The sequence below is a fragment of the Azospirillum sp. ST 5-10 genome (assembly GCF_051225715.1).
GTDB lineage: Bacteria > Pseudomonadota > Alphaproteobacteria > Azospirillales > Azospirillaceae > Azospirillum.
In genome coordinates, this window is record NZ_JBPJSP010000028.1 from 74,191 (window position 1) to 88,588 (window position 14,398).

15 protein-coding genes and 1 pseudogene are annotated in these 14,398 nt (G+C 70.5%); 14 read left to right on the forward strand and 2 right to left on the reverse strand.

Going from position 1 to position 14,398, the window contains the following annotated elements:
- Positions 1-16: 16 nt before the first annotated feature.
- The 14 genes from ftsE to ACSBPG_RS24830 all read left to right on the forward strand — a co-directional run bounded on the left by ftsE (position 17) and on the right by ACSBPG_RS24830 (position 13,324).
- Positions 17-700 (forward strand): cell division ATP-binding protein FtsE, encoded by a 684-nt coding sequence (gene ftsE, locus ACSBPG_RS24765; RefSeq protein WP_435539907.1) that lies wholly within the window; start codon positions 17-19, stop codon positions 698-700.
- 17 nt (positions 701-717) lie between these two features.
- Complete coding sequence (locus tag ACSBPG_RS24770; RefSeq protein ID WP_435539908.1) at positions 718-1,611, forward strand: cell division protein FtsX; 894 nt, start codon at positions 718-720, stop codon at positions 1,609-1,611.
- A gap of 16 nt (positions 1,612-1,627) precedes the next feature.
- On the forward strand, positions 1,628-2,272 hold the full coding sequence (locus tag ACSBPG_RS24775) for a YdcF family protein (RefSeq protein WP_435539909.1): 645 nt from the start codon (positions 1,628-1,630) through the stop codon (positions 2,270-2,272).
- 25 nt (positions 2,273-2,297) lie between these two features.
- The gene (locus ACSBPG_RS24780; RefSeq protein WP_435539910.1) at positions 2,298-3,074 is read left to right on the forward strand and encodes a lysophospholipid acyltransferase family protein; all 777 of its coding nucleotides are present in this window, start codon (positions 2,298-2,300) and stop codon (positions 3,072-3,074) included.
- A gap of 243 nt (positions 3,075-3,317) precedes the next feature.
- Positions 3,318-5,570 (forward strand): adenosylcobalamin-dependent ribonucleoside-diphosphate reductase, encoded by a 2,253-nt coding sequence (locus ACSBPG_RS24785; RefSeq protein WP_435539911.1) that lies wholly within the window; start codon positions 3,318-3,320, stop codon positions 5,568-5,570.
- Between the two features lie 498 nt (positions 5,571-6,068).
- Complete coding sequence (locus ACSBPG_RS24790; RefSeq protein WP_435539912.1) at positions 6,069-6,824, forward strand: IclR family transcriptional regulator; 756 nt, start codon at positions 6,069-6,071, stop codon at positions 6,822-6,824.
- Positions 6,821-7,339 (forward strand): TRAP transporter small permease, encoded by a 519-nt coding sequence (locus ACSBPG_RS24795; protein WP_435539913.1) that lies wholly within the window; start codon positions 6,821-6,823, stop codon positions 7,337-7,339. Before ACSBPG_RS24790 ends, ACSBPG_RS24795 begins: the two co-directional genes overlap by 4 nt.
- A 64-nt stretch (positions 7,340-7,403) precedes the next feature.
- Positions 7,404-8,693, forward strand: a complete 1,290-nt coding sequence (locus ACSBPG_RS24800) for a TRAP transporter large permease (RefSeq protein ID WP_435539914.1) — start codon at positions 7,404-7,406, stop codon at positions 8,691-8,693.
- Between the two features lie 29 nt (positions 8,694-8,722).
- Positions 8,723-9,094 carry a cupin domain-containing protein gene (locus ACSBPG_RS24805; protein ID WP_435539915.1) on the forward strand — a complete coding sequence of 124 codons (372 nt, stop codon included), beginning with the start codon at positions 8,723-8,725 and terminating at the stop codon, positions 9,092-9,094.
- A gap of 36 nt (positions 9,095-9,130) precedes the next feature.
- Complete coding sequence (gene dctP, locus ACSBPG_RS24810; RefSeq protein ID WP_435539916.1) at positions 9,131-10,174, forward strand: TRAP transporter substrate-binding protein DctP; 1,044 nt, start codon at positions 9,131-9,133, stop codon at positions 10,172-10,174.
- A gap of 119 nt (positions 10,175-10,293) precedes the next feature.
- On the forward strand, positions 10,294-10,764 hold the full coding sequence (locus ACSBPG_RS24815; RefSeq protein WP_435539917.1) for a MaoC family dehydratase: 471 nt from the start codon (positions 10,294-10,296) through the stop codon (positions 10,762-10,764).
- On the forward strand, positions 10,754-11,641 hold the full coding sequence (locus ACSBPG_RS24820) for an HpcH/HpaI aldolase/citrate lyase family protein (protein ID WP_435539918.1): 888 nt from the start codon (positions 10,754-10,756) through the stop codon (positions 11,639-11,641). The genes ACSBPG_RS24815 and ACSBPG_RS24820 overlap by 11 nt, the downstream gene beginning before the upstream one ends.
- Positions 11,638-12,852 (forward strand): CaiB/BaiF CoA transferase family protein, encoded by a 1,215-nt coding sequence (locus ACSBPG_RS24825; protein ID WP_435539919.1) that lies wholly within the window; start codon positions 11,638-11,640, stop codon positions 12,850-12,852. The genes ACSBPG_RS24820 and ACSBPG_RS24825 overlap by 4 nt, the downstream gene beginning before the upstream one ends.
- Complete coding sequence (locus ACSBPG_RS24830) at positions 12,845-13,324, forward strand: acyl dehydratase (RefSeq protein WP_435539920.1); 480 nt, start codon at positions 12,845-12,847, stop codon at positions 13,322-13,324. The genes ACSBPG_RS24825 and ACSBPG_RS24830 overlap by 8 nt, the downstream gene beginning before the upstream one ends.
- 107 nt (positions 13,325-13,431) lie before the next feature.
- On the opposite strand, the gene phbB is transcribed toward ACSBPG_RS24830, so the two are convergent.
- Both phbB and ACSBPG_RS24840 read right to left on the reverse strand, forming a co-directional pair.
- The gene (gene phbB / locus ACSBPG_RS24835; RefSeq protein ID WP_435539921.1) at positions 13,432-14,154 is read right to left on the reverse strand and encodes an acetoacetyl-CoA reductase; all 723 of its coding nucleotides are present in this window, start codon (positions 14,152-14,154) and stop codon (positions 13,432-13,434) included.
- Between the two features lie 118 nt (positions 14,155-14,272).
- Positions 14,273-14,398 (reverse strand): annotated as a pseudogene (locus ACSBPG_RS24840) (acetyl-CoA C-acetyltransferase); the annotation flags it as partial.

The following is a 14,398-nucleotide window of genomic DNA, read 5'->3' on the forward strand; positions in this document are numbered from 1 at the left end:
CGGCCGTGGTGGAACCGTGATTCGCTTCGAGAACGTCGGCCTGCGCTACGGCACCGGCCCGGAGGTGCTGCGCGACGTCACCTTCACCCTGCCGCCGGGCTCCTTCCATTTCCTGACCGGCGCCAGCGGCGCCGGGAAGTCGTCCCTGCTCAAGCTCATGTATCTGGCGCTGCGGCCGACTCGCGGCCTGGTCACGCTGTTCGACCGCGACATGGCCCGGGTGGACCGCGGGGAACTGCCGGCGCTGCGCCGGCAGATCGGCGTGGTGTTCCAGGATTTCCAGCTGCTCGACCACCTCTCGGCCCTCGACAACGTGGCGCTGCCGCTGCGCATGGCCGGCACGCCGGAGGCGGAGGTGGTCGCCCAGTGCACCGAGCTGCTGGGCTGGGTCGGGCTGGGCGACCATCTCGACGCCCGCCCATCGACCCTGTCGGGCGGCCAGCAGCAGCGCGTCGCCATCGCCCGCTCGGTGATCAACCGGCCGCGCCTGCTGCTGGCCGACGAGCCCACCGGCAACGTCGACGACGGCATCGGCATGCGCCTGCTCTACCTGTTCGAGGAACTGCACAAGCTCGGGGCCACCGTGCTCATCGCCACCCACAACGAGACCCTGATCCATCGTTTCGCGCATCCGCGCCTGCACCTGGAGCACGGCCAGCTGCACGCCCTGCCGCCGGGCGGCGCCCGGCACACGGCCTGAGCGGAGCGCCACCATCGATGCGACGCCTGTTCCGCAAGCGCTCCGATCTGCCCCTGGCCAACGATCCCTCGGCCCGCTTCCTGTCCTGGATCACCGCGGTGATGGTCTACCTCGCCGCCCTCGCCGTCGCCGGCCAGATGATGGTGGCGGACATGGCGGCGCGCTGGGACAGCGGGCTGTCCGGCGGCGCCACCGTGCAGGTGGTGCCGATGCTCGGGCCCGGCGGCACCCCGGTGGCGGAACGGGTGGAGACCGCGCTCGCCATCCTGCGCGGCACCCCCGGGGTGATCGCCGCCGACCCGCTGTCGGCGGCGGAGACCGCCCGCCTCATCGAACCGTGGCTGGGCGCCGACGCCGCCGACGACCCGGACCTTCCCGTTCCCACCGTCATCGACGTCTCCGTCGCGCCGGAGGTCGACGTGGCGGCCCTGGCGCAGCGCCTCACGTCGGCGGTGCCGGGCTCCAGCCTCGACGACCACGGGACCTGGCTGGCCGATCTGCGCGCCTTCACCCGGGCGGTGGAGCTGGCGGCGCTCGGCATCGTCGCGCTGGTGGGCGGGGCCGGCATCATGGCCGTGGTGTTCGCCGTGCGCACCGGGCTGGCGATCCACCGCCACGTGGTGGAGCTGCTGCACCTGATGGGCGCCACCGACCGCTACGTCGCGCACCAGTTCGAGGCGCACGTGCTCGGCCTGTGCCTGCGCGGCGGGTTCGCCGGGCTGGCCCTGGCGGGCGTCACCCTGGTGGCGGTCCACCGCGCCTCGACCGGTCTGCGCGCCACCCTGATGCCGGACTTCGCGTTGTCCGCCGCGCAGTGGGCGGCCCTGGCCCTGGTGCCGCTGGCCGCCGGCGCGCTCGCGGTGCTGACGGCGCGCCGCACGGTGATGCGCACCCTGGAGACCCTGCCGTGACGGGAGCCGCTTGACCATGGCCCGGCACTTCGGCCGCCGCGGCGGCATCGGCCGCACCCTCACCCGTCTCCTGCAGCTGCTGGCGCTGGTCGTGCTGGCGTGGGCCGGCGGCCTCCTGTGGTTCGTCCAGACGATCCCGCCCGGCGGTCCGCGGACAACCGGAGACACCGAGGGACTGGCGCACACCGACGCCATCGTCGTGCTGACCGGTGGCAGCGGCCGGCTGTCGAAGGGCCTGGAGCTGCTGGCCGAGGGGCTGGCGCACAAGCTCTTCGTCTCCGGCGTCTACGACGGCGTCGAGGTGCAGGAACTGCTGCGCCTGTCGCGCCAGGACCCGGGCGAGCTCGAATGCTGCATCGTCCTCGGCTACGCCGCCGACAACACCATCGGCAACGCCTACGAGACGGCCGACTGGATGGAGGAGCAGGGTTACCGGTCGCTGCGCCTGGTCACCGCCAACTACCACATGCGGCGCAGCCTGCTGGAATTCCGCATGGCGATGCCCGATCTCGTCATCGTTCCGCACCCGGTGGCGCCCGAGGGACTGGACCTGGAACGCTGGTGGTTCCGGCGCGGCAACGCTAACCTCTTGATCAACGAGTACAACAAGTATCTGGTGGCGCTCCTGCGTTTCGAGATCGAGGCGCTGCTCGATTCCTGATCCCCCTGCCGACGGTTCGACGCGTATGCTTGTCCTGCGTTCCCTGCTCTTCAACGTCGCCTTCTACGGCTGGACCACGCTGGCCTGTTTCGGACTCCTGTGGATGCTGCTGCTGCCGCGCCAGCGCATGGTGGCGGTGGTGCGCTGGTACCTGCGGGTGGTGGCGTGGCTGGAGCGCACCATCCTCGGCCTGGACTACGAGGTGCGCGGCCTGGAGAACCTGCCGCGCGACGGCGCCTACATCGTCGCCGCCAAGCACCAGTCGGCCTGGGAAACGATGAAGCTGCACCTCATCTTCGGCGACCCCGCCATCGTGCTGAAGCGGGAGCTGATGTGGATTCCCATCTGGGGCTGGTACGCCCGCAAGGCGCGCATGATCGCCGTCGACCGCGGCGCCCGCGGCCGCGCGCTCAATTCCATGATCGACGGCGCACGATCGGTGAAGGACGAGGGGCGCCCCATCGTCATCTTCCCCCAGGGAACGCGCACCGCGCCCGGAGCCTACCGCGGCTACCGCATCGGCGTCGGCGCCCTCTACGATACGCTGAAGCTGCCGATGGTGCCGGTGGCGCTCAATTCCGGCCTCTACTGGCCGCGCCGCAGCTTCGTCAAGCGGCCGGGAACCATCGTCGTCGAGATCCTGCCGCCCATCACCCCCGGCCTGTCGCGCGCCGCCGTCATGGCCGAGCTGGAGCGGCGGCTGGAGGAGTCCTCCGACCGACTCGCCGTCGCCGCCGGCGGTCCGGCAACGCCGCGACCGGCCGCCGAGAGCGCGGAAACCGTGCTGTCCACGGGGTCATGACCGGCCTGTGGATAAAATTGTGGGCGGAAATCGGGTCAAGTGCGCACTTCGTCAGTGGGGCCTGTTCAAAAGACATGTGACCGAAATGTTTCACTTGTCCGACGCGGCAACGGGCTTCCCTTCGGCACCGCACGCAGTCCCTTCGCAGGCGCCGAAGTGACTTCCTAAGCCGCTGTCTTGTATGTAGTTTTTTGCCGTCGCCGAGGTCCGGCGGGGACGGCGGTCCGAAGACGGGGAGAACGCATGCCGGCAATCGCGGCCATTTCCCAGCAGATCTGGGACATGAAGTACCGGCTGAAGACGGCCGCCGGCGAACCTGTGGACAAATCGGTCGAGGAAACGTGGCGGCGCGTGGCCGCAGCGCTCGCTGCCGTGGAAAGCCGTCCCGAGGACTGGACGGAGGCGTTCTACCACGCCCTCGAAGACTTCCGCTTCCTGCCGGCCGGGCGGATACTCGCCGGCGCCGGTACGGGCCGGTCCGTCACTCTCTTCAACTGCTTCGTGATGGGGACGATCGAGGACAGCCTGTCCGGCATCTTCGCCCATCTGCGCGAGGCGGCCCTGACCATGCAGCAGGGCGGCGGCATCGGCTACGACTTCTCGACGCTGCGGCCCAAGGGCGCCCCCGTGAAGGGGGTCGGCGCCGACGCCTCCGGGCCGCTGTCGTTCATGGACGTCTGGGACGCCATGTGCCGCACCATCATGTCCGCCGGCGCCCGGCGCGGCGCCATGATGGCGACGTTGCGCTGCGACCATCCCGACATCGAGGCGTTCATCGACGCCAAGCGCGAGCCCGGCCGCCTGCGCATGTTCAATCTGTCGGTGCTGGTCACCGACGCCTTCATGGCGGCGGTCGACGCCGACGCCCCCTGGCCGCTGGTGTTCGACGGCGCCGTCTACCGCGAGGTGCGCGCCCGCGACCTGTGGAACCGCATCATGCAGGCCACCTACGCCTACGCCGAGCCGGGGGTGATCTTCATCGACCGGGTCAACCGGCTCAACAATCTGGCGTATGTGGAGACCATATCCGCAACCAACCCCTGCGGCGAGCAGCCGCTGCCCCCCTACGGGGCCTGCCTGCTCGGCTCGGTCAATCTGGCGCGGCTGGTCCTCGATCCCTTCGCGCCCTCGGCGCGGCTCGACATGGCGGCGCTGAAGGAGCTGGTGGCGGTCGCCGTGCGGATGATGGACGACGTCGTCGACGTCTCGCGCTTCCCCCTGGAGGAGCAGCGGCGCGAGGCGCAGGCCAAGCGCCGCATCGGCCTCGGCGTCACCGGCCTGGCCGACGCGCTGATCCTGTGCGGCGTCCGCTACGGCAGCCCGGCGGCGGTGGCGCTGACCGAGGAGTGGCTGGGCACGGTGCAGGCCGAGGCCTACCGCGCCTCGGCCCGGCTGGCGGCGGAGAAGGGCGCCTTCCCGCTGTACGACCGCGACGCCTTCCTCGCCGCCCCCATGGTGCGGGCCCTGCCCGACGACGTGCGGGCGCTGGTGGCCGAGCACGGGGTGCGCAACGCGCTCCTCACCTCGATCGCGCCGACCGGGACCATCTCGCTGTTCGCCGACAATGTCTCGTCGGGGATCGAGCCGGTCTTCGCCTACACCCACGAACGCTCGGTCCTGCTGGCCGACGGCAGCCGCCGCACCGAGACGGTCAGCGACCACGCCTACCGCCTCTTCCGCGAGCGCTTCGGCCCCGACGCCCCGCTGCCCGACAGCTTCGTCGACTCCCAGTCGCTCAGCCCGTCGGAGCACGTGGTGATGCAGGCGGCCGCCCAGCGGCACGTCGACAGCTCCATCTCCAAGACCATCAACTGCCCCGAGGATCTGCCCTTCGAGGCCTTCAAGGACGTCTACCGCCAGGCCTACGAGCTCGGCTGCAAGGGCTGCACCACCTACCGGCCGAACCCGGTGACCGGGGCGGTGCTGGCGGTGACGAAGGACGCGGCGACCCCCGCCGCCGAACCGCCGGCGGAGGAGCATGGCCGCCCCCTCGACCGCCCGGAGTCGCTGCCCGGCGAGACCTACAAGGTGCGTTGGCCCGACAGCGATCACGCCATGTACATCACCATCAACGACGTCGTCGAGAACGGCCGGCGGCGCCCCTTCGAGGTGTTCATCAACTCCAAGAACATGGAGCACTACGCCTGGACGGTGGCGCTGACGCGGATGATCTCGGCGGTGTTCCGCCGCGGCGGCGACGTCGGCTTCGTGGTGGAGGAGCTGAAGGCGGTGTTCGACCCGCGCGGCGGCGCCTGGATGCAGGGGCGCTACGTGCCGTCGCTGCTCGCCGCCATCGGCGACGTCATCGAGAAGCACATGACGGCCATCGGCTTCCTCGCCGAACGCGAGGCGCCGGCCGGACCCGCGGCCGCAACCGCCCGGACGGGTGCGGCGCCGGCACCGGGACCGCAATGCCCCAAGTGCGGCCAGCCCGGCCTGCTGCGCCAGGAAGGCTGCGACCTCTGCCCGGAATGCGGCTACTCCAAGTGCGGGTGAGCGCGCCGCGCCGGTAAGCGGGACAACGGGCACGCCAGAAGCCCCCTGTCCGCGCGACTCCCTTCCCTCTCCCGGCCCGGGCCGGCGTGTTCGCACCGCTGGTCGACACGTGGCGTTCATTCCCTCCCCCGGTTCCACCGGGGGAGGGAGGGCACCGGCCGCAGGTCGGGAGGGGGGGCCAAGGTGTTGCAGGCCGGGCCGGCGCCCCCGCTGTGCACCATCGGTATTCGGCGTTCCCGCCAGACCTTGCCCCCACCCCGCCGCTTCGCGGCCACCCTCCCCCGGCGGCGCCGGGAGGAGGGGCGAGTCGGGTGACCATCCGCGAGATACGGGAACACGCCACCCCGCCCCGGGTGAGGGCGATCCCGGACCGTACGGCCCCATCCCCCATCGACCGACGCGCTCCCACCGCCGCCACGCCCCGTGGCCGGCCAGATTGCTGCGCCGCGCAGCAATCCCGGTCTTGACTTTTCTGTTCCCATACCTGAAAGTTTGTTCATGATCGTGAAACAAGCGGAAAACCTGCTGGCCATCCTGGAGCTGTTCGCCCGCGTCAAGCGGCCGCGGACGCTGTCGCAGATCAGCGAGGCCCTGGGGCTGCCGAAATCCTCCACGTTCAATCTGCTGGAGACGCTGGAGACCCAAGGGTTCATCCACGAGATGCGCCTGTGGGGCGGCTATTACCCGACCCGCCGCCTGCTGGCGCTGGCCCAGGAGATCGCCCAGGACGATCCCTTCATCGACCGGCTGCGGCCCGTCCTCACCTGGCTGCAGGAGCAGACCGGCGAAACGGTGCTGCTGGCCCACCGCGCCGACCTGGAGACGGTCTATCTGGAGGTGATCGAGTCGCAGCACCCGGTGCGCTACTTCGCGCGGACCGGCGACCGGCGGCCGATCCAGGTGACGTCCGGCGGCAAGGCCATCCTCAGCTGCTACGGCGCCGAGGAGCGTGCCCGCCTGTTCGCCGCCATCCCGTTCCAGAAGTACCGCGACTGCACCCTGCCCGACGCCGCCGCCGTGGAGGCCGACATCCAGGCGTCGATCCGCCGGGGATGGTTCGAGAACCTGTCGGAGTTCACCGCCGACGTCCTCGGCATCGGCATGCCCGTCGTCCTCGACGGCGAACGCCTCGCCCTCTCGGTGGCGGGGCCGAACTTCCGCCTGATGGACAAGCGGGCCGAGGTCGCCGCGCGCATCGCCGAGGCGATCGAGAAGATCCGCACCGCCTTCACCGCGCACGGAGACGCCAGATGATCGCGCGCCTGTCCCGCCCCCTCGCCACGTTCGAGTCCCTGCTCCTGACGCTCGCCTGCGTCTTTCTCTTCACGATGATGGTGATCGTCTTCGCGGACGTCGCCCTGCGCTACCTGTTCAACAGCCCGCTGGGATTCTCGTACGACCTGATCTCGCTCTACCTGATGGTGGGCGTGTTCTTCTTCAGCCTGTCGAACACGCTCCGCCACGACGAGCACGTGCGCGTGGACATCCTCTACCTGCGCATCCCCCTGCCCGTGCGCCGCTGGGTCGACCGGCTCGTCTACGCCCTGTCCGCCGCGCTGTTCGCCGCCATCGTGTGGACCGGACTGCTCCGCGCCATCGCCAGCACCGCGAGACTCGAGGTGATGGCCACCCTGATCCCCTGGCCGCTCTGGCTCGCCTACTGGATCGTCCCCCTCGGGGCCGCGCCCATCCTGCTCCTGTGCCTGCTGCGCATCGTCGAGCCGGAGACCAAGGCGACCACGGACTTCGAGCTGGAAACGCCGGAGTGAGCGGCCGCCACCGCCGGCCGGAGCCGGCAACGCCGAGAACCAAGAAGAAGCCCCCGAGGGAGTCATGACGCCGTTCCTGATCATCGCCACCCTGTTCCTGCTGCTGGCCATCGGCACCCCTGTGGGGTTCGCGCTGGCGCTGGCCGGCTCCCTCGGCCTCTTCGTCACCTCCGGCCCGACGGCCCTGGTCGGCATCCTGGAGACCACGCCCTTCTCCGTCGCCAATTCCTACGAGCTCATCACCATCCCCATGTTCATCCTGATGGCCGAGCTGGTGGTGGCGAGCGGCATCGCCGACGGGCTCTTCCACGCCATGTCGGTGTGGATCGGCCGGGTGAAGGGCGGGTTGGCGGTGGCGACCGCGCTGGCCGGCGCCGGCTTCGGCGCGATCTCCGGGTCCAGCACGGCCTCCGCGGCGGCCCTCTCGGCCACCTCGATCCCGGCCATGATGCGGGAGGGCTACGAGCCGCGCTTCTCCTGCGGGGTCGTCGCCATCTCCGGCACCCTGGCGATGCTGATCCCGCCGTCCATCGCCCTGGTGCTCTACGGCATCATCGCCGAGGTGTCGATCGCCGACCTGCTCATCGGCGGCGTCATTCCCGGCATCCTGGTCACCTTGGCCATCATCGCCACCGTCTACGTCCTGCTGTGGCGCGACCCCTCGCTCGCCCCGGCCGGCCGCAGCTACGGCGCGCGCGCCAAGCTGGCGGCGCTGCGCGAGGTGGGGCCGATGCTGGCCCTGCTGTTCATCGTCACCGGCGTCATCTATCTCGGCGTCGCGACGCCGACCGAGGCGGCGGCGCTCGGCGCCTTCGGCGCGCTGGTGCTGACGGCGCTGCTCGGCAAGCTCGACCGTGCCACCCTGGCGCGCGTCCTCACCCGCTCCGCCCGCGCCACCTGCATGATCCTCATGATCGTCATCGGCGCCCACATCTTCGGCTTCTTCCTCACCATCACCCAGGTCACCCAGAACGCGGTGTCGCTGGTGACCAGCCTGGACATGCCGCCCCACGCCATCATGGCGCTGATCGTCCTGCTCTACATCCTGCTGGGATGCTTCATGGACCAGCTGGCGATCCTGATCCTGACCGTGCCGATCGCCGTGCCGGCCATCACCGCGCTGGGCTTCGACCCCGTGTGGTTCGGCGTCATCGTCGTGGTCACCGCCGAGGTGGGGATGATCACGCCGCCGCTCGGGCTGAACGTGTTCGTGGTGTCGCGCTACAGCGGCCGTCCGCTCGCCGAGATCTTCGCCGGCATCGCCCCGCACGTCGTCGCCCACATCCTGGTCATCGCCGCCCTGATCGCCTGGCCGGGCCTCGTGCTCTGGCTGCCCAGCACCATGAACCAATGACAGTGAAGACAGAGAAGAGGACCGTCCCCGTGTCAGCCCCCTCCCCGACCTATTTCGTGCGCGAAGCGGACGTGAAGCCCTATTCGCCCGCCAACCACTCCGGCACCGTCAACCGCCGGCTCATCGGTCGCGAGAACGTCGGCGCCGAGCATGTCGAGGTGGTGCTCGGCACCATCGAGAAGGGCCACGGCGCCCACCCGCACCATCACGTCGGCCTCGAACAGGTCTGCTACATCCTCTCCGGCCAGGCGCGCGCCGAGGTCGGCGGTCAGGAGAGCCTGCTCGGCCCCGGCGACGTCTGCTTCTTCCCCGCCGGCATGGACCACGTCTTCACCGCCGTGAGCGAGGAGCCGGTCCGCGTCCTGGTGGTCTACGGCCCGCCCTACGCGGAAAAGATCTGACCCCCTGAAAAAGCCCGAACACCCTGGAGGATCCCCGTGAACGCATCCACCTTCCGCGCGCTGCTGGCCGCCGGCGTCGCCGCCTTCGCCCTCGCCGCCACCGGCCTGCCGGCGCGCGCCGCCGACGTCACCCTGAAGCTGGCCGATTCCCTGCCCGCCGGCCACACCATCACCAAGAACGCCACCCTGTTCTTCTTCGACCGCGCCAAGGAGCTGAGCGGCGGCAAGGTGGGCTTCCAGCACTTCCCGGCGGAGCAGCTCGGCCGGGCCAAGGACCTGCTGACCATCACCCAGTCCGGCCTCGCCGACATCGGCTACGTCGTGCCGAGCTACGTCTCGGAGAAGATGCCGCTCGGCGCGGTGGCGGAGCTGCCCGGCGGCTTCAAGTCCTCGTGCGAGGGCGCCAAGGCGTTCTGGAGCCTGGCCAAGCCCGGCGGGCTGCTCGACGAGCTGGAATTCAAGCCGAACGGCGTGCGCGTCCTCTACGTGGTGGCGCTCTCGCCCTACCAGGCCGTGTTCTCCGAGAAGGCCGGCTTCCACAGCTTCGCCGACTTCCAGGGGCGCAAGATCCGCTCCAACCCCGGGCCGATGGAACTCAGCCTGCGCAACCTTGGCGCGGTTCCCATCCGCATGACGCCGCCGGAGATCTTCGACACCATGACCAAGGGCACCATCGACGGCGCCCTGCTGCCCTACACCTCGACCTTCTCCTACGGCCTCAACACCGTGGTGAAGTCGGCCACCATCGGCCAGAACTTCGGCACGGTGGGGATCACCTACTCGATCAATGCGAACAAGTGGGCGAGCCTCCCCAAGGAGGTCCAGGACGCCCTGACCAAGGCGGGCGACGAGACCGTCACCCACGCCTGCGCCCTGTTCGACGAGGAGGAGGGGGAACTCGCCAAGAAGCTCAAGGAGGCGGGCACCGAGCTGGTGACCTTCACGCCCGAACAGGAGCAGAAGCTCAAGGACAACTTCGCCGAAGTGTCCAAGGACTGGGCGCAGAATCTGGAAAAGCGCGGCAAGCCGGCCGACAAGGTGCTGGCCGCCTTCCGCGACGCCATCGCCGCCCAGCGCTGACGCGCAGCGCCGCCCAGCGCTGACGCGCAGCGCCGCCCGGCGCTGACGCGCGCCCCGCGGGAGGTGCCAGGCGCACCTCCCGCCCCGTCCCGATCGTCCGATTGCGCAGGAGCGCGCCCATGGCGGGCCTCTACTTCGAAGACTTCGTCCCCGGGCAGACCATCGCCCACGCCGTCACTCGCACGGTCACCGAATACGACAACATGATGTTCAGCTGCCTGACCATGAACCCGCAGCCGCTGCACATCGACCGCCACTTCGCCGCCAAGACCGAGTTCGGCCAGCCCCTGGTCAACAGCCTCTTCACCCTCGGTCTGATGATCGGCATCAGCGTCGGCGACACCACGCTCGGCACCACCATCGCCAATCTCGGGATGACCGACGTGCGCTTCCCCAAGCCCGTCTTCCAGGGCGATTCGATCCGCGTCGAGACCACCGTCGTCAGCAAACGGGAGAGCCGCTCGCGCCCCGACGCCGGCGTCGTCGAATTCGAGCACAAGGCGTTCAACCAGGACGGCGTCGAAGTGGCGGCGTGCCGCCGCCAGGCCTTCATGCGGCGCCGGCCGGAGGGCACGCCCGATGCCGCCTGATGCCGCCGAGCCCCGCTCCTACCTCTTCGTTCCCGGCGACTCCCCGGAGAAGATGGCCAAGGCGGCGGCCGGCGCGGCCGACGCGCTGATCCTCGACCTCGAGGATTCCGTCGCCGCCGCCCGCAAGGACGAGGCCCTGGCCGAGGTGCGGGCCTTCCTCGGCTCGCCGGCCGCGGCGCGCCCGTCGGTCTACGTGCGGCTCAACGGGACCGAGCCCGCCCGGGCGCTGCGCGAGCTGGCGGCGCTGCCGCTCGACCGCATCGCCGGCATCGTCTGGCCCAAGCTGTCGTCCATCGCCCAGCTCGACCCCGTCTCGCACGCCCTCGACGCCCTGGAGGCGCGCGACGGGCTGGACGCCGGCCGGGTCGGCATCATCGGCATCGTCACGGAGACCGCGGCGTCCCTGCTGGCGGGAGCCGATCTCGGCCGCGGCCACCGCCGCCTGCGCGGCTACACCTGGGGCGTGGAGGACCTGTCCGCCGACCTCGGCCGGGCCCCCCTGCCCGGCCGCACCGACGCCGCCCAGACGCTCGCCTCGCATGCCCAGCTGTTCTGCCTGCTGGCCGCCGCGGCCGCCGGGATCACGCCGATCGACGCGGTCGATGCCAACTTCCGCGACGCCGAGGCGCTGGCCGCGGCGACCCGGCGCGCCGCCGAACTCGGCTTCCGCGCCCGCATGGCCATCCATCCCGCGCAGATCGCCCCCATCCACGCCGCTCTGGCGCCCGACGCCGCCACCGTCGACTGGGCGCGCCGCGTCCTCGCCCTGGCCGCCGCCCATCCCGAGGCGTCGGCCTTCCAGCTCGACGGCCGCATGGTCGACCGCCCGCACATCAAGACCGCACAAGCGATCCTCGAACGGACCCAGGCCCCATGATTCCGTTGCTCACCGGCGTTCGCGTCGTCGACATCACGTCCATCGTGCTCGGGCCGCTGGCGAGCCAGATCCTGGCCGACCTGGGGGCCGAGGTGATCAAGGTGGAGCCGGTCGAGGGCGAGCTCTCGCGCACGGTGCATCCGGTCGGCGCGCCCGGCCTCAGCGCCATGTTCCTCAACAACAACCGCAACAAGCGCAGCCTCGCGGTCGACCTGAAGTCGCCGGCCGGCAAGGAGATCCTGGGCAAGCTCGTCGCGACGTCGGACGTGCTGATGCACAACATGCGCGTCGACGCCATCACCCGCCTCGGCTTCGGCTTCGCCCAGGCCAAGGCGCTCAACCCCCGCATCATCTACTGCTCGGCCATCGGCTTCGGGCAGGACGGGCGCTACCGCGACCGCCCGGCCTTCGACGACGTGATCCAGGCGGCCAGCGGCCTCGCCATGCTGCCGGCCCACGTCGGCGGCGATCCGGCCTACGTGCCGAGCGTGGTGGCCGACAAGGTGGCCGCCCTCTACGCCGCCTACGGCGTGCTCGCCGCCATCGCCGCCCAGGCGCGCGGCCGGGTCGAGGCGGTCGAGGTCGAGGTGCCGATGTTCGAGTCGCTGGTCGGCTTCCTGCTCAACGAGCACCTGTCCGCCGCCACCTTCGCACCGGAGGCGGCGGGGGCCGGCTACCACCGCCTGTTCTCCCGCAACCGCCGGCCCTACCGGACCAAGGACGGCTGGGTGGCGGTGCTGCCCTACACCGGCGAGCAGTGGCGCCGCATCCTGGTGGAGATCGGCCGCGACGACGTCGTCGCCATGCCCTGGTTCGCCGACGCCGGCGAGCGCAGCCGGCGCATCGACGAGCTCTACGGCATCCTGTCCGCCGGGGTGGCCGAGCGCACCACCGCCGATTGGCTCGACACCTTCGCCCGCCTCGACATCCCCTATTCGAAGGTGAACGACCTCGACGACCTGCTGAACGATCCGCATCTCGCCGACGTCGGCTTCTTCGCGCCCGGCGGCCAGGACGCCGCCGGGGCCACGCGCGCGCTCCGCCAGCCGGTGGTGTTCCGCGGCGCCGGCGCGCAGCCGGACCGGCGGGCGCCCGACGTCGGCGCCGACAGCCGCTCCGTCCTCGCCGGCCTCGGCCTGTCCGAGGCCGACGTCCGCCACCTCGAGGCCGCCGGCGTCATCCGCTGCGGCACGGAGAACGACCATGCCTGAGACACCCGCCGACGACGGCTATCCCAAGATCGGGACCGGCTTCCATTTCGAGGACCTCGCCGTCGGCATGCGCTTCCGCTCGGCCGGGCGCACCGTCACCGAGGCGGACCTGAACGGCTTCTGCAATCTCACCTGGCTGACCGAGGAGCTGTTCACCAACGCCGCCCACCGCGCCGGCACGGCGCTGCCGGCCCGGGTGGTGCCGGGGGCGCTCGTCTACGCCTTCGCCGAGGGGCTGATGCTGCCGATGATGCAGGACACCGGCCTCGCCTTCCTCGAAGCCGACGTGAAGGTGAAGGGGCCGACCGTCGTCGGCGACACCATCACGGTGTTCTGCGAGGTCGTCGAGGCGCGCCGCACCTCGAAGGGCGACCGCGGGCTGGTGCGCACCTGGAACAGCGTGCGCCGTGCCGACGGGACCGAGGTCCTGACCTACAACCCGCTGCGCATGATCAAGGCGCGGGCGGCCTGACCGTGCCGCGGACACGCGAACGCCCCTCCCCCGGACCGGCGGGGAAGGGGCGTCGCGTCACGCCGGCGAGACCGGCGATCGATGGACGACGCCGGCGAGACCGGCGATCAATACATGTGCTGGCCGCCGTTGATCGACAGGGTCGAGCCGGTCATGAAGCCATTCTCGTCGTCGACGAGGTACAGCACCGCCTTGGCGATCTCCTCGGCGCGGCCGAGGCGGCCGACGGGGATGCGGGCGACGATCTTCTCCAGGACGTTGGCGGGCACCGCGCGCACCATGTCGGTGTCGATGTAGCCCGGGGCGATGGCGTTCACGGTGATGCCCTTGGCCGCACTCTCCTGGGCCAGCGCCTTGGTGAAGCCGTGGATGCCCGACTTGGCGGCGGCGTAGTTGACCTGGCCGTACTGGCCGGCCTGGCCGTTGATCGAGCCGATGTTGACGATGCGCCCGAAGCCGCGCTCGCGCATGCCGTCGATGACGTTGCGGCACATGTTGAAGCAGGAGGAGAGGTTCGTGTGGATCACGTCTTCCCACTGCTGGTAGGTCATGCGGTGCATGACCCCGTCGCGGGTGATGCCGGCGTTGTTGACCAGCACCTCGATGGGGCCGAGCTCGGCGGTGATCTTCGCGCAGCCGTCCTTGCAAGCGTCGAAGTTCGACACGTCGAACTTGTAGACGGAAATGCCGGTGCGCGACGAGAACTCCTTCGCCTTCTCGTCGTTGCCGGCATAGTTGGCGGCAACCTTGTAGCCGGCGTTCTTCAGGGTGACGCAGATCGCCTCACCGATGCCGCGCGTTCCCCCGGTGACAACAGCAACACGAGCCATGGGCTTCTCCCCCGAACAGTCGTTGAGCGCTTGAATCGTTCACGCTTGGTTTGTCTTGGGAGGCCGGCCGTCCCGCCGCCTCGCGATGGCGAGGCGGCGGGACGGCCCCTCCGGTCCGTCAGTCGCGGGCGACGCAGAGGGCGATGCCCATGCCGCCGCCGATGCACAGCGTGGCGAGGCCCTTCTTGGCGTCGCGCTTCTGCATCTCGTGCAGGAGGGTCACCAGCACCCGCGCACCCGACGC

Excerpts from the sequence above, each read along its gene's own strand:
- ACSBPG_RS24825 (WP_435539919.1), top strand. The coding sequence starts at position 11,638 with ATGATTCCGTTGCTCACCGGCGTTCGCGTCGTCGACATCACGTCCATC.
- ACSBPG_RS24780 (WP_435539910.1), top strand. The coding sequence starts at position 2,298 with ATGCTTGTCCTGCGTTCCCTGCTCTTCAACGTCGCCTTCTACGGCTGG.
- ACSBPG_RS24815 (WP_435539917.1), top strand. The coding sequence starts at position 10,294 with ATGGCGGGCCTCTACTTCGAAGACTTCGTCCCCGGGCAGACCATCGCC.
- ACSBPG_RS24795 (WP_435539913.1), top strand. The coding sequence starts at position 6,821 with ATGATCGCGCGCCTGTCCCGCCCCCTCGCCACGTTCGAGTCCCTGCTC.
- ACSBPG_RS24800 (WP_435539914.1), top strand. The coding sequence starts at position 7,404 with ATGACGCCGTTCCTGATCATCGCCACCCTGTTCCTGCTGCTGGCCATC.
- ACSBPG_RS24785 (WP_435539911.1), top strand. The coding sequence starts at position 3,318 with ATGCCGGCAATCGCGGCCATTTCCCAGCAGATCTGGGACATGAAGTAC.
- ACSBPG_RS24830 (WP_435539920.1), top strand. The coding sequence starts at position 12,845 with ATGCCTGAGACACCCGCCGACGACGGCTATCCCAAGATCGGGACCGGC.
- ACSBPG_RS24790 (WP_435539912.1), top strand. The coding sequence starts at position 6,069 with ATGATCGTGAAACAAGCGGAAAACCTGCTGGCCATCCTGGAGCTGTTC.
- ACSBPG_RS24820 (WP_435539918.1), top strand. The coding sequence starts at position 10,754 with ATGCCGCCTGATGCCGCCGAGCCCCGCTCCTACCTCTTCGTTCCCGGC.
- ACSBPG_RS24770 (WP_435539908.1), top strand. The coding sequence starts at position 718 with ATGCGACGCCTGTTCCGCAAGCGCTCCGATCTGCCCCTGGCCAACGAT.
- ACSBPG_RS24775 (WP_435539909.1), top strand. The coding sequence starts at position 1,628 with ATGGCCCGGCACTTCGGCCGCCGCGGCGGCATCGGCCGCACCCTCACC.
- phbB (WP_435539921.1), bottom strand. The coding sequence starts at position 14,154 with ATGGCTCGTGTTGCTGTTGTCACCGGGGGAACGCGCGGCATCGGTGAG.